This is a genomic window from Lysinibacillus sp. NPDC095746 (assembly GCF_044763535.1).
Lineage (GTDB): Bacteria > Bacillota > Bacilli > Bacillales_A > Planococcaceae > Lysinibacillus.
The window spans coordinates 34,267-47,268 of record NZ_JBIWGL010000034.1 but is presented as its reverse complement, the minus strand read 5'-3'; the positions used below and the strand labels follow the sequence as shown (position 1 = coordinate 47,268).

14 protein-coding genes and 1 pseudogene are annotated in these 13,002 nt (G+C 35.6%); 5 read left to right on the top strand and 10 right to left on the bottom strand.

Annotated features, from left to right (window positions below):
• Positions 1 to 109: 109 nt before the first annotated feature.
• Positions 110 to 505 (bottom strand): sigma-w pathway protein ysdB, encoded by a 396-nt coding sequence (locus ACIQ7N_RS20180; protein ID WP_132357174.1) that lies wholly within the window; start codon positions 503 to 505, stop codon positions 110 to 112.
• 104 nt (positions 506 to 609) lie between these two features.
• Between ACIQ7N_RS20180 and ACIQ7N_RS20175 the strand changes: the two genes are divergently transcribed.
• Both ACIQ7N_RS20175 and ACIQ7N_RS20170 read left to right on the top strand, forming a co-directional pair.
• Positions 610 to 1,095, top strand: coding sequence for a dUTP diphosphatase (locus tag ACIQ7N_RS20175; protein WP_132357173.1), 486 nt, complete (start codon positions 610 to 612; stop codon positions 1,093 to 1,095).
• A gap of 96 nt (positions 1,096 to 1,191) precedes the next feature.
• Complete coding sequence (locus tag ACIQ7N_RS20170; RefSeq protein ID WP_402935497.1) at positions 1,192 to 2,280, top strand: M42 family metallopeptidase; 1,089 nt, start codon at positions 1,192 to 1,194, stop codon at positions 2,278 to 2,280.
• A gap of 215 nt (positions 2,281 to 2,495) precedes the next feature.
• Here ACIQ7N_RS20170 and ACIQ7N_RS20165 read toward each other — a convergent pair whose 3' ends face one another.
• From ACIQ7N_RS20165 to ACIQ7N_RS20135, 7 genes and pseudogenes are all read right to left on the bottom strand, one after another.
• A complete protein-coding gene (locus ACIQ7N_RS20165; RefSeq protein ID WP_402935494.1) occupies positions 2,496 to 2,906 on the bottom strand; it encodes a peptidylprolyl isomerase in 411 nt (136 codons plus the stop codon).
• A 302-nt stretch (positions 2,907 to 3,208) separates the two neighbouring features.
• Positions 3,209 to 3,601 (bottom strand): 4'-phosphopantetheinyl transferase family protein, encoded by a 393-nt coding sequence (locus ACIQ7N_RS20160; protein WP_402935491.1) that lies wholly within the window; start codon positions 3,599 to 3,601, stop codon positions 3,209 to 3,211.
• 27 nt (positions 3,602 to 3,628) lie between these two features.
• Positions 3,629 to 3,883: pseudogene (locus ACIQ7N_RS20155) on the bottom strand (4'-phosphopantetheinyl transferase family protein); the annotation flags it as partial.
• 46 nt (positions 3,884 to 3,929) lie between these two features.
• A complete protein-coding gene (locus ACIQ7N_RS20150; RefSeq protein ID WP_402935504.1) occupies positions 3,930 to 4,130 on the bottom strand; it encodes a helix-turn-helix domain-containing protein in 201 nt (66 codons plus the stop codon).
• The gene (locus ACIQ7N_RS20145; RefSeq protein WP_402935507.1) at positions 4,112 to 4,309 is read right to left on the bottom strand and encodes a hypothetical protein; all 198 of its coding nucleotides are present in this window, start codon (positions 4,307 to 4,309) and stop codon (positions 4,112 to 4,114) included. The genes ACIQ7N_RS20150 and ACIQ7N_RS20145 overlap by 19 nt, the downstream gene beginning before the upstream one ends.
• A 301-nt stretch (positions 4,310 to 4,610) precedes the next feature.
• Positions 4,611 to 5,603, bottom strand: coding sequence for a serine hydrolase domain-containing protein (locus tag ACIQ7N_RS20140; RefSeq protein WP_402935489.1), 993 nt, complete (start codon positions 5,601 to 5,603; stop codon positions 4,611 to 4,613).
• 13 nt (positions 5,604 to 5,616) lie between these two features.
• Positions 5,617 to 6,075, bottom strand: a complete 459-nt coding sequence (locus ACIQ7N_RS20135) for a MarR family winged helix-turn-helix transcriptional regulator (RefSeq protein WP_274068561.1) — start codon at positions 6,073 to 6,075, stop codon at positions 5,617 to 5,619.
• Positions 6,076 to 6,311: 236 nt separating this feature from the next.
• Here ACIQ7N_RS20135 and argF point away from each other — a divergent pair, with 236 nt between their 5' ends.
• Positions 6,312 to 7,277, top strand: coding sequence for an ornithine carbamoyltransferase (gene argF / locus ACIQ7N_RS20130; protein ID WP_274067030.1), 966 nt, complete (start codon positions 6,312 to 6,314; stop codon positions 7,275 to 7,277).
• A gap of 576 nt (positions 7,278 to 7,853) precedes the next feature.
• Here argF and ACIQ7N_RS20125 read toward each other — a convergent pair.
• A complete protein-coding gene (locus tag ACIQ7N_RS20125) occupies positions 7,854 to 9,233 on the bottom strand; it encodes an FAD-binding oxidoreductase (RefSeq protein ID WP_402935485.1) in 1,380 nt (459 codons plus the stop codon).
• A 78-nt stretch (positions 9,234 to 9,311) separates the two neighbouring features.
• Positions 9,312 to 9,521 carry a small acid-soluble spore protein SspI gene (sspI, locus tag ACIQ7N_RS20120; protein ID WP_132357157.1) on the bottom strand — a complete coding sequence of 70 codons (210 nt, stop codon included), beginning with the start codon at positions 9,519 to 9,521 and terminating at the stop codon, positions 9,312 to 9,314.
• A 604-nt stretch (positions 9,522 to 10,125) separates the two neighbouring features.
• On the opposite strand from sspI, the gene ACIQ7N_RS20115 reads away from it, so the two are divergent.
• On the top strand, positions 10,126 to 10,641 hold the full coding sequence (locus ACIQ7N_RS20115; RefSeq protein WP_402935482.1) for a sigma-70 family RNA polymerase sigma factor: 516 nt from the start codon (positions 10,126 to 10,128) through the stop codon (positions 10,639 to 10,641).
• 241 nt (positions 10,642 to 10,882) lie between these two features.
• On the top strand, positions 10,883 to 12,991 hold the full coding sequence (locus ACIQ7N_RS20110) for a bifunctional diguanylate cyclase/phosphodiesterase (protein WP_402935501.1): 2,109 nt from the start codon (positions 10,883 to 10,885) through the stop codon (positions 12,989 to 12,991).
• Positions 12,992 to 13,002: the final 11 nt, after the last annotated feature.

Here is a 13,002-nt window from a genome sequence, read left to right as displayed (position 1 = left end):
AATGTTTGTGTGGTAACTACATTTTACACGAGGTCGTTATGGGCTTCCTTTATATTGACTTCTGGGTGTTGCACTTAATATTACAATCCGTCATAAATAAAAAACATCCTCATGATGAGGATGTGTTACGCATAAGCTTTTCAATGGGTTGCTTCCAATTTATTTTTGCGCTCGGATAGTTCAATAGGATTTCTTGCTGAAGGTATTCAAAGTCTCTTTTCGTAAAACCTTGCAGTTTAGCGGCGTCACGGGCACCAACAAAAATAGTCACAACCTCGAAGGCATCTTCAGTAGTGCCGAGGTATTTTTCACCTTCAAAAAGTGCACCCTTATAAGAGATAAAGAAATTTTTTCGTACATTTTTGACGTCATCATAAAAATAATATTGGCCTTTTTCATAGGCTTCATCAAGTTTTCGCTTAGGATCGGTTATATAACGAATCGCTTTATAAAATACATAGATAATAAGCGCGATAACTGCAAGACGAATAAGTAACGGCAACATTTTTTAATTTCCCCCTTGAAGAAAGGTTATTCCTTCCTATACGATTGTGAAGGACAATTAGTTTCACTTTTTATAAATATTTTTAAGAAATTTAGGAGAAAAAAATGAATTTACAACAATTGTTTAAAATGCAAAAAGAGCTCGATGATTTTATCGAGAAAACACAAAATATAGAACATGATGTATTTAAAGAAAAAGGTTTAGCCTTAATGGTAGAACTAGCTGAACTAGCAAATGAGACACGCTGCTTTAAGTTTTGGAGTACAAAGGGAGCCTCAGAACGTGATGTAATTTTAGAGGAATATGTGGATTCGATTCATTTTATATTATCACTCGGCTTATTAAAAGGTTATACAGCGATCGAAAAGTGGCCGGTGATTGAAGAGAAGAGAGATTTAACAGAGACATTTTTAATGACACAAGACTATATTTTAAGTTTTATTAGTCAACCAACAGAGGATAGATACTTAGCAATCTGGCAATGCTATGGATTGCTTGCATTTAATCTAGGCTTTTCATTTGAGGATGTTGTTGCGGCATATATAGAGAAAAACGAAGAAAATTATAATCGTCAGCGCTCAGGATATTAAAGTGTAAGAAATACACCAATTTTCTGACGATTAGGCTAGGAATATTTCGGTAAACGAAGTATAATAGAGGAGATACAAGAGTCAGGAGGCAAAAGAATGACACAGCTAGATTCAACATTACAAATGTTTAAAGATTTAACAGATGCGAATGGTATTGCAGGTAATGAACGTGCACCACGCGAGGTCATGAAAAAATACATTGGACCATATGCAGACTTAGTTGAAACAGATAATTTAGGTAGCGTCATTGCTAAAAAAGTTGGGGATGAACATGGCCCAAAAATCATGGTTGCAGGTCACTTAGATGAAGTAGGCTTCATGGTTACTCAAATCGATGACAAAGGGTTCATCAAATTCCAAACAGTAGGTGGCTGGTGGAGCCAAGTTATGCTTGCACAGCGTGTAACAATTACAACACGTAAAGGCGATGAAATTATTGGGGTTATTGGTTCAAAGCCACCGCATATTTTACCAGCAGATGTGCGTAACAAAGTGGTAGACATTAAAGATATGTTTATCGATGTTGGTGCTGCTTCAAAAGATGAAGTACTTGAATGGGGTGTATGCCCTGGCGATATGGTAACACCATATTTCGAATTTAATGTGATGAAAAATGAAAAATACTTATTAGCAAAAGCGTGGGATAACCGCATTGGTTGTGCAATTGCCATTGATGTTATGAAAGCATTGCAAAATGAAAAGCATCCTAACATCCTTTATTCTGTAGGAAATGTTCAAGAGGAAGTAGGGCTTCGTGGTGCGAAAACTGCTACGCATAAAATCCAACCAGATATCGGCTTTGCTGTCGATGTAGGTGTAGCAGGAGACACACCAGGGGTAACTGCAAAAGAATCAACTAGTAAAATGGGCGCCGGTCCACAAATTATTGTGTACGATGCATCAATGGTGTCACACCGTGGCTTACGTGAATTCGTATTAGATGTGGCTGATGAGCACAATATTCCATATCAATTCGAAGCAATGGCTGGTGGCGGTACAGACGCTGGTTCTATCCACGTAACGGCAAATGGTATACCTGCCCTATCTATCGGTATTGCAACACGCTATATCCATTCACATGCAGGTATTTTACATCGTGATGATTATGATAACGCTGTAAAATTAATGGTGGAAGTGATTAAAAAATTAGACCGTGATGCAGTCAATAAAATTATTTTTGACTAAGCATGGAAAGAACTAAATAGATATACCGTAGTTTTGCCTTCTAACAAAAATGTTAGGAGGCTTTTTGCGTTGGCTAGACCAAAAAATATATCATGTTGAGCAATTAGCGATTGAGAAAGCATAACAAAAGGGACTTGTATGTAGTTCAACGCACAAGTCCAAATTGATGTGTGATAGCTTAATATTTCAATTGTAGAAAGGAGGACCATGGCTACTTATATACCTGTTACATTATCAATAGGTGTAGATTTTCCATTGATGTGAATATTAATCGTATCAAGATTTGAGTCGAATGTTAATTTATAGACATGTTGTTTTATTTCATTATCTTGTTGATTTGTAACATCTAACTTTATTATTAATGTATCATCTACTGTTTCAAGGGCTGTTGTAACTGTTCCTTTTGTCCGAAAAACGATATAAGAAACATCCTTATCTACTTCGTTGATTAATTGAAGTTTATTTTTTTCATCAATTACCTTTTGCACTTTTTCTGGAACACTTTCAATTTCACTGATACTTAGCGTAGATGAGTTACATGCTGTTAAAATAAATGTTAAAAACACTAAAAATAATAATTTTTTCAATGCCTTATCAGCCTTTCTTCGAATAATTTGGAATTCCAATTATGGTAAATTATAACATACAATATCGTGAATTGGCGAAGGAATAGTAAATGTACAGCAAAATGGATTCACTGTTATAAACAAGCGTTATGAGCACGTCTGGAAATGGCTCTATCCACGTTACTGTAATGTTCTATCCATCGGTATTACAACATGCTACATCCACTCACACGCAGGCATTTTCCATCGTGATGCTTATAATAAAGACAGTGATTCAATGAATAAAATTATTTTTTGACTAAGATAAGTAAAACAACCCCCAAACGAATAAAGTTTGAGGGTTGTTTTATATGAAAAATAAATCATTCATCAAAGTGCTGAAAAAAAGATGCAATAGTATGTAAAGAAATTCGTTCGATAGCATTCGCTTCAATATGCTCATTGGAACAGCAAGCTATAGAATACTGCTGTTCAATACTAGTAGTTAAAAAATGAAGAGAATCCAACTGGTTTGTAGCATTTAAATGAATGCCACCACCATGAATTTTAAAAAAGAAGGATTGAAGTGGCAAAGATAAGCCTACACCACAATATTTAATATAGGCTTCCTTCAATGTCCAAAGTTTATAAAAATAATTTAATTGATTTTTGTCAGACAAAGCTATTAAATCTTCATATTCCTCGGGAGCAAAAATATGTTGAGCGAGATTGAGATCCAGTGTTTTTTGCTTTTCAATATCGACGCCGATTTCCATATTACTAATACCACAAAGAACATAATTTCCTGAATGTGAAATATTAAAAAAGGCGTAAGGTAGATTTTTTACATATGGTTTACCATATGTATTATTGTCAAATTCGATAGCTGACGGGGCAATATTAAAATTTGTTGAAATTAAATATCTAGCTAATATGTCAGCTAATAAACCTCGCTTATAGTCATCTTTGAAATGGAATCGCTGAAGTTTGTTCTGTTTGTCTTTTGAAATGAACGCTGTGAGTTTTGAATGGTATTTATCGAAATGCGAATCTGTAATGGAAAGTAAAGCAAGTTTTATGATGATCAGTTACCCCCTTTTATGTTTAACCTCTAAATATTTGCTGCCTATATTCCTTTGGTGTTAACTCGGCATAGCGTTTAAATAGCTCTGAAAATCTACCTGCACTTTGATAACCTACTGTTCGAGCAATTTTGTTAATAGGGAGCTCTGTATGAGCTAGTAATTTCTCAGCTTGATGAACACGTTGTTTTTGAATATATTCGGTTATAGTACAATGATACACTTCTTTAAATAATTTTTTAATTTTGTAGCACCCATACAAGAAATTTTACTTAAATGATCTAACGTTAGTTGTAGGGCGTAGTACTTTTCAATATGAGTGGCTACATGCTTAATTTGGTGAGTATCTTCTTTAGAAATTTGTGAGCAATGACAAGTTTCATCGACAAGTACACGTTCCATTATAAGGGCTAATGCTTCGTATACTTCCCTTCATAAAAAGTGCAGAGGTCAGATTAGCACCACGATAAGCTGCTATTTGTCGAAGTAGGATTATCATTTCTGGAAAAGTAGCTGTGGCTTTTAATGTTGTTAATGCTTGACGTGGATTCGCATAAGTCACTTTTTCCCATATGAAAAGAATTTGGAGCAGAGTTGTATGCTAGGTTCATCTAAGATTTGTATTTAATAAAAAAATACTTTTAAAATGAGGGTATCTTAAAAAGTAGAGATACCCCGTTTTATATTCATAAAATATCTACTATTAAACCTGTAAAAGTTTTAAAATATCTTTCCCAATCTGCCCAGGGTTTGTCGCCAAAATAGGCGAACGATAATTTGATAAAACAACGACGCCTGTTTGTTGTGTTTTATCAAACCCAAGATAACTAGAGAAAGCTTTCGTCGAACCGTTATGCCAAATGATATTGTCTTCGAGAAGCCATCCTAGCCCAATACCCATATGTTCCGAAAAGGTCTCCGTTGCTTGATGTGTTAATGTATACCCTAAATTTTCATCACTTAAATGTACTCTCATAAACTTTAAAAGATCATTGACAGTTGAACGGATTGCTCCTGCTGCCATAAAGTCATTCATTTGGAGCGGTGACTTTTTATGTCCAAGAACCGTGTAGCCTTGCAATACTGCCTCTGCTTGATCAGAAGGGATAGAAATAAATGTATTTTGCATATTTAAAGGATCTGTTAATCTTTGTTTAATAGCTGTTTCATAATCAGTGTGAAGTGTAGTGGCTAAAATATATCCTAAAAGTCCCATTCCTACATTAGAATATCTAAATTTAACTTTAGGCTCGTCTGTGTGTGTTTTAAAATAATGAATAGTCTCTTCCAGTGAATATTGGCAAAAAGGATCACGAGGTGTTTGTGCGTCAAAAAGATTGTAAATGTTCTTCAGCACACCTATTCCTGGTAGTCCAGAAGTATGATTTGCTAAACGTTTGAGTGTGACAGGGTGATTATCGGGAATTTCAGAAAAGTATTTGCCAATAGAGTCTTCTACATGGATTTTTCCTTCTTGCATCATTTCCCCTAATATGGATGTAGTAAAAACTTTAGAAATCGACCCAACTTCATATATATAAGACTTTTCTTCCAGCATAAAATTCGAGCCACCGAAAGTAAACGTAGCTTCTTGGTCTTGAGAAATGATACCGATAGATAAAGCAACATTTGGACGGGTTTTTATATAGGGATAAGCAATTTTAAATATGTCCTTTTTTAAATCGTGTAAATCCACAATAATTCCTCCATTAAGAACGCTTATTTTTTTCCTGCTCCTCTGAAATAATAAAACGTAATTTCAAAAGTATGTCTTTTAATTGTAACAAGTCCTCTTTATTGAGCTTTGTATAATATTTATCTATAATAGCAAGCTCAATTTCCTCCTGTTTTTGAAAATAAAGATGTCCCCGTTCATCTAGTTCTATAATAACCTCTCTACGATCCTTTTTACTCATTGTTCTTTTTATATAATCTTCTTGCTCCAGCCTATTTACTAGTTGGCTAACAGCACTTGGGGATGTACCCATTAACTTGGCTAATTCATAAGTTTGAAGGGGACCTTTCGTCTGAAGAAGATTTAAAAATACTGCTTGTTTTGTCGTTAATGTTTCATCGAACAATGAGGAAAATTCTTCCGTTAACATTAAATTGGTTTCATATTCAACTTGATTGATTTCTTTAACAAGATGCACCAAATCCTTATCCATGTATTTTACCACCTAAATAATTAATGTATATAAATTATAAATATGTATTAACAATAATGCAATGTTCTTACTATGCGATCAAAGATGGAATATGCATAAATATTCGATGATTCGAATTTTAGACACAACTGAAAATAAAATTCAAACTTTTTAAAATAAACATAAAAATTCAGTTGATTTTATATTTATGCATTGTTATACTAAGCCCAACAGCAATTTAACAAGGAGCGAAGGTTATGAAATTACTCGAGGAAGTACAGTTAAAGTTAGTATCTAGTTTAAAAGGTAAGGACCTATTAACCTTTCTAGACTATACAAGTGAAGAGGTTCAGCAATTAGTTGAATTAGCGACACAGTTGAAAATTATTACAAAAGAAGGGAAATGTCCGAAGCTGCTAGAAGGTAAGACACTCGGCATGATTTTTGAAAAACATTCAACTCGTACTCGTATTTCATTTGAAGTTGGTATGAACCAATTAGGTGGCAAAGGTATGTTTATGCATGCGCGTGATTTACAGATTGGTCGTGGTGAATCGATTTATGATACAGCACATGTGTTATCAGGTTATTTAGATGGTATTATGATTCGTGCGAACGCTCATGCAATGGTAAAGGAGCTTGCAGTGCATGCATCTATACCGGTTATCAATGGACTAACGGATATTTATCACCCATGCCAAGCTTTAGCTGATTTAGAAACAATTATTGAAAATAAAGGTCACCTAAAAGGATTAAAAATAGCATATGTTGGAGATGGCAATAACGTGGCGCACTCATTAGTAGTCGCTTCTGCTCACGTAGGAATGAACGTGGCAGTAGCAACGCCAGTTGGCTATGAATGTGATGCAGAGGTGATTGCAAAAGCACAGGCTATCGCAGCAGCAAATGGTAGCCTAATTACCATTACAAATGATCCTGTAGAAGCAGTGTTAAACGCGGACGTAGTTTACGCGGATGTATGGACGTCAATGGGCCAAGAAGAGGAAACGGCAAAACGTCTACAAGACTTTGCCGGTTATCAAATTAATGATGAGCTTGTCGCATACGCCAAACCAAATTATATGTTCCTACACTGCTTACCAGCTCATCGCGAAGAAGAAGTAGCGTCATCTGTTATAGATGGCCCAAATTCCTATATTTTTGAGCAAGCGGAAAATAGACTCCATGCGCAAAAAGCGATACTTGCGTCAATTCTAGCATAGAACTTTTCATTACTTTGCGCCTGAGTAAGCGTAATGTTTTATAGTTATACTTCTCGATTTGAGAAAGTACTATATAGACAGAGTTCATATTGGCAACAGGGGATGTCAATATGAATAACATAAAGTGGTTGCAGACAGAGGGATGTTAGCCACGCGTGATGTATGTTATCAAGATGGATGACCACATCGCTACATAATAAAGTAACCTGGGAGACGCTAGGTTACTTTTTTCTTGCTAACTGCCATTTACTTTAATACATAGTTTTCCAATCTTTTAGAGCTTAACATAAAGTCTACCATTGTGCGCTTACTTGGCGTGCATCCTAAAGGAAGAGGGCTAGGTGTTGCTAAAAAGTTAAAGCACGCATTCGTCAGGATTAAGCATTATATTTACACTCGGGTGATATTATACAGGCTGCTATTAATCTTTATTTATCCTTGGGTTTTGTAAGAGATGAATCTAAAGAGTTTAATAAGGGAGATAAGCTTGTAAAAAGTTTCCGCTATGATTTATAAAAAAGAACCCGTTGATATTGGACACCAACGGGTTTTATATGTTTGAACGTAATAATAAGTTTACATGTTGAAAATTTTCCCTGGATTCATAATATTATGTGGATCAAGTGTTGCCTTGATGCTTTTCATCACTAATAGAGATGTTCCGTGCTCTGTAGATTGATATTTCATTTTTCCAATACCAACCCCATGTTCACCGGTACATGTGCCACCACGCAGTAAAGCAAATTGGACAATATGTTCATTGAAGCGGTCTGCTTTTGCCTGCTCCTCAGCATCGTTTGGATCTAACATTAACAAGGCATGGAAGTTACCGTCTCCAACATGACCTACAATTCCACCTGCAAGACCAACTTCCTCAAGCTGTTCACGAGCATATAAAACGGATTCAGCAAGCATAGATATTGGCACACATACATCAGTCGACATAAGCTTTTTCCCTGGATATGCATGGATATATGCATAGGCCAATGAATGGCGCGCCTCCCAGAGCTTATTCCGTGCTGAATTGTCTTGTTCAAATTCAACAGAAAGACAGCCAAAGTCCTCAAAAATTTCACTAGCAAAATCTATATCGGCATGCATACCTTCTTTATTTCCGTGAAATTCTAGAAATAGTGTCGGTTTTTCTTCATAGGATGTTTCATTATAAATATTTGCTTGTTTGATAGAGGCTTCATCGACCAGTTCAACACGGCCAATTGAAATGCCCGCTTGCAACAATGCGGTTACTGCACTGACAGCATCGCCAACTGTCGTAAAAACTGCACGTCCCGCCGTTACAAATTCGGGTATTCCATAGACTTGTAAAGTTAATTCTGTAAAGCAACCTAGCGTACCCTCAGAGCCAATAAAAAGGCCATTCAAGTGATAACCAGAAGAGGATTTTGCTGCTAAGCTACCGGTATGAATGACTGAACCGTCTGCGAGTACAACCTCTAAATCTCGTACTTGATCGCGCATAACACCATACCGCACTGCTGTTGTCCCGCTGGCATTCGTTGCTGCCATTCCACCAAGTGTAGCATCAGCACCAGGGTCAACTGTGAAGTGAAGTCCATGTTTTTTTAATTCTTTATTCAATTGAGCACGTGTTACACCCGGTTGTACTTTCACAAACAGGTCATCTGGTCGAATTTCTAAAATAGCATTCATTTCAGAGAAATCGATAGAAATGCCATTTGCAATGGGAATTGCATTACCTTCCAAGCTTGAGCCAACACCAAAAGGTACGACTGGTACACGTTCCGCATGCGCAATTTTTAAGATGGCACTGACATCGGCCGTGGAACGAGGAAAGACAACGATATCTGGTAAACTCATTGCATGATGAGATTCGTCCCTTCCATGTAGCTGTCGCACCGTTTCGTTTGTTGACACCTGTTCTTCAGATAAAATCTTTTTTAGTTGATTTACTATTAATTCTACAGCAACAGTCATTCCAATTCCCCCTAATTTTCTGATAAGTTAAACTTTATCATGCATTTATTGGAAATGGAATGAACTGTCTATAAAAAGTTAGTGAGCAAAGGCTTTTTCAAGTTTTTGAACAAATGCATCCTGCTCAGTGGGACTAGATTGCTGCCACCATTTTTCAAAAAACACACCAAGCCCTGGAAGTAAATGCTCTTCACCACGGCTAATTGCATCTTCGACAATATCCTTAAATTCGGCCGCTGATTGACCATGTACATTTGTCGTAATCGCATCTCTTATTTGAAAATTCATCTATTTCGCCTCCTTAGTAGTAATTTTGTCCAACCTTTTAAGAAATATGTATAGTGTGACAAATCAATTATGCCTCGGCATAATTCCGCTGTCGCTACAGAAAACATTTGTAGCTATCGCTATGCTTTCGTGTAGATAAACAATGCGTCCGGAATCGGCTTTGTCCTTGCACCGAGATTTCCTTTCCGATGCTGTGTCATCCGCCAGAGCTTTAGGCCAACAGATGTTTTATTGCGCGAAAGCGTAGTGCTACCGCATGATGATGAGCACTCAGTTGTTGTTGTTGCTGACGCTCCGCTTTCGCCCAGATAAAACCGTGTTGCTGACGCTCCGCTTTCGAACAGATAAATTGTCACAGTATGTGGTGCTTTTAGACTGAGTTCCTCTCTCGGATGTCAGTAAGGAACTTAAACCAGCATGTAGGAGATGAATGCTGAAAGAAGTTAAAACATATGATTTTTAAAATTTCATACGTTTATTATGTATAAATATTAAAAAGGACTTATAAAAACTCTATGGTCATATTAACAAAGGAGCGGTTCGATGTAACTAAGATGAAGGTACCTAGGAATAATGGACTGTGCACAGTCGACAGGATAATAGGATGACAACACAGCATAATAAACAAAAGTTATCACCTGAACAATCATTTGAGGAAGTATTAGAATTAGTCCAACCAATGATAACGTCGATTTTGTTAAGGTGCCGTATTTATAAGGATTTTGAGTATTATCGTCATATAGCATCCATAGCCGTGTGGGATGCTTGGCGTAAAGCGGATCAATCAAAAGGGCTGTTTTCTGCTTATATTTATACAACCGTAAAAGGAGAAATTTTAAAAGAGCTTTCAAAGGAAAAGCGTTTTGAAAATATTCATACACCTATGGATAATGACACGATAAATTATATTCGAGATCATGAAATGATTGAAACCGGTCCAGTTTTTATAGAACGCATTCTGTCTCATTTAAAATTTGAAGAAAGAAAAATATTACTACTTTTTTATGTAGAAGGTTTTAGTTACTTTGAAATAGCAAAAGAACTAGGTATATCTGTGGACGCTGTTAAAAAACGACGTACAAGAATAATGATGAAGCTTCGTGAGTTATTAAATGAATAGTATTTTAAGCATCAAAGGTATGCTAATATCATAACTGAATATTGGCATACTTTTTATATTTGCATACAAATTCTAATAAAAATGCTATGATTTGTAAGAAGTCAAAGAAAAATACAATTTTTAATTTTATATTTCTTTCGGGTAGATCATATTACCTATCTAATTTAATTATTGGTATGGAGGGTTTCTGTTGGAGAATTGGTTGAAACAATTAGAGATAGAAAAGAAAGAGATTTGGTATATAGTATTGCCACTATTAATAGTGTTGCCACTACTAGGTTTAAGTAATCAAATATTTGGCTTTAAGGAAGAAAATTATATTTGTTTGAATTTGATTATACAAATACTAATTATTGTTTTTACAATGGCAATCGCTATTCAATCTTGGCTTGTTTTTTCACATTTATTATCGAGTCAAACATTATACATAGGTAATTTATTTTTTATCATCGCCTTGTTTGAATTAGTAAGCGTGGTTATCGCTCAATATCCAATGGCTGATACACTATATTTTGAAATATGGTTGGATTTAATCATGCGTTTATGCTTATCAATCGGTTTTGTTTTTATTATTTTAAAGCCAAAAAAACGCTTAACGATGAATGATCGTAATTATACATATGGCAGTTCCTTATTATTTGTACTACTGAGCCTTTTTCTAGTGTATCTCTCTTCAAAATATTTTTTACTTGAAGAACAATTGTTGCTGAAAGCAAGCGCTATTGCTCATTTAATGTCTGCTATCTTACAAGGTGTAACGATAGTAATTTTGAGTAAATATATAAAAAAGTTGCCAAAACGAGTTATGTGGCTTATTAGCGCAGCAACTTATTTAATTATTAGTGATATTTTCTTTGCGTTCATCAAAGACTTGAAATCAATTTGGGGCTTTCCAGCATTAATTTATCAATTTTTTGCATTCTTCTTTTTCCTAAAAGCTATTTATTATACAACTGTTGAAAAACCATATACGCAACTTTTAAAAATAAAGCGAGATCTTGAACATTCGCAACAGGAGCTTCATTTTCAAGCTTATCATGATGATATTACTAAGCTTCCAAATGAACATTTATTATTGAAAACCTTAAAAGAGGAATCACATGACAATAGTCGTCAAAAAGCAATCATTGCAATCGAAATTGATCGCCTTGCTGCTATTCGTTCATCTATAGGTATTAGCTATTCTAATACAATGATGAAGCTCGTAGCTGAGAGAATTCAAGCTATATTACCCCCTCATTATTTTGCTACAAAGCTTCGTGAGGGACAGTTTATTATTTATATTAATCATGTGAAGACAAGAGAAGAGTTGCTACAATTTTGCTTGAACTTGAAGAGTACGATGAAAAAACCATTACAAGTACAACTTTTTCCACTTAACGGAAATCTTAATATTGGCATTGCCCTGAATGAAGAAGACTGCTCAGGTGAAGAGCTTTTAATGCATGCACAGTTAGCGATGAGAGAAGCGGGTCAAATACCTCAAAGAGTTCTTTTTTATAAGCCGTATATGTCAAATGGCATAGCCGATCGTATATTGATTGAGCAAGAGCTGCATAAAGCATTGGCTAATGAAGAATTTTACTTGGATTTTCAGCCTCAAGTAAATTTAAAAACGGGTAAAATCGAATCGGTGGAAGCGTTAGTACGTTGGCGTCATCCAACCCGCGGATTTGTTTCGCCTGAGTTGTTTATCCCAATTGCAGAAGAATCGGGTCTAATTATTCCTTTAGGAAAATGGATTTTAGAAATGGCGTGCACTCAAGCGAAGACATGGAAGGAGCAAGGCTTGCCACCAATGAAGGTTGCTGTGAATGTATCCATTGGACAGTTATTCCAGCAAGATTTAGTGCATATGGTGCAAGAAATCTTACAACGTACAAATTTAGAACCGCAATATTTACAATTGGAAATTACAGAAAGTATGACAATGAACATTGATCAAATAACTCAGCTACTTCATGAGTTAAAGGCAATTGGTATACAAATTGCTGTTGACGACTTTGGGACAGGGTATTCGTCGCTTTCGTATTTAAAAGATTTTCCAATCGATTGTTTAAAAATTGATCGGGCGTTCGTTCGAAATATACAGCATAATTCAAATGATAAAGCGCTCGTTTCTATGATTTTATCAATGGCAAAGCATTTGAGATTAAAGGTTGTTGCTGAAGGAATTGAAGAAGTGGAGCAACTTGCTTTCCTGATTGAAGGTGATTGCGATTATATTCAGGGTTATTTATTTAGTAAACCGATTTCAGCAGAACAGATTTCCCAAAATTTTAACGAGATAAACAGTCGAGCAAAAGATATTTTAACAGAGTTAAAATATGAAGAGGATTTCGTCATTTAAAGTTGAGATTT

Bases quoted from the DNA above. Each gene is read 5' to 3' on its own strand.
- ACIQ7N_RS20180 (WP_132357174.1), bottom strand. From the start codon at position 505: ATGTTGCCGTTACTTATTCGTCTTGCAGTTATCGCGCTTATTATCTAT.
- ACIQ7N_RS20175 (WP_132357173.1), top strand. From the start codon at position 610: ATGAATTTACAACAATTGTTTAAAATGCAAAAAGAGCTCGATGATTTT.
- ACIQ7N_RS20170 (WP_402935497.1), top strand. From the start codon at position 1,192: ATGACACAGCTAGATTCAACATTACAAATGTTTAAAGATTTAACAGAT.
- ACIQ7N_RS20160 (WP_402935491.1), bottom strand. From the start codon at position 3,601: ATGGAAATCGGCGTCGATATTGAAAAGCAAAAAACACTGGATCTCAAT.
- ACIQ7N_RS20145 (WP_402935507.1), bottom strand. From the start codon at position 4,309: ATGGAACGTGTACTTGTCGATGAAACTTGTCATTGCTCACAAATTTCT.
- ACIQ7N_RS20135 (WP_274068561.1), bottom strand. From the start codon at position 6,075: ATGGATAAGGATTTGGTGCATCTTGTTAAAGAAATCAATCAAGTTGAA.
- argF (WP_274067030.1), top strand. From the start codon at position 6,312: ATGAAATTACTCGAGGAAGTACAGTTAAAGTTAGTATCTAGTTTAAAA.
- ACIQ7N_RS20125 (WP_402935485.1), bottom strand. From the start codon at position 9,233: ATGACTGTTGCTGTAGAATTAATAGTAAATCAACTAAAAAAGATTTTA.
- sspI (WP_132357157.1), bottom strand. From the start codon at position 9,521: ATGAATTTTCAAATAAGAGATGCGATTACGACAAATGTACATGGTCAA.
- ACIQ7N_RS20115 (WP_402935482.1), top strand. From the start codon at position 10,126: ATGACAACACAGCATAATAAACAAAAGTTATCACCTGAACAATCATTT.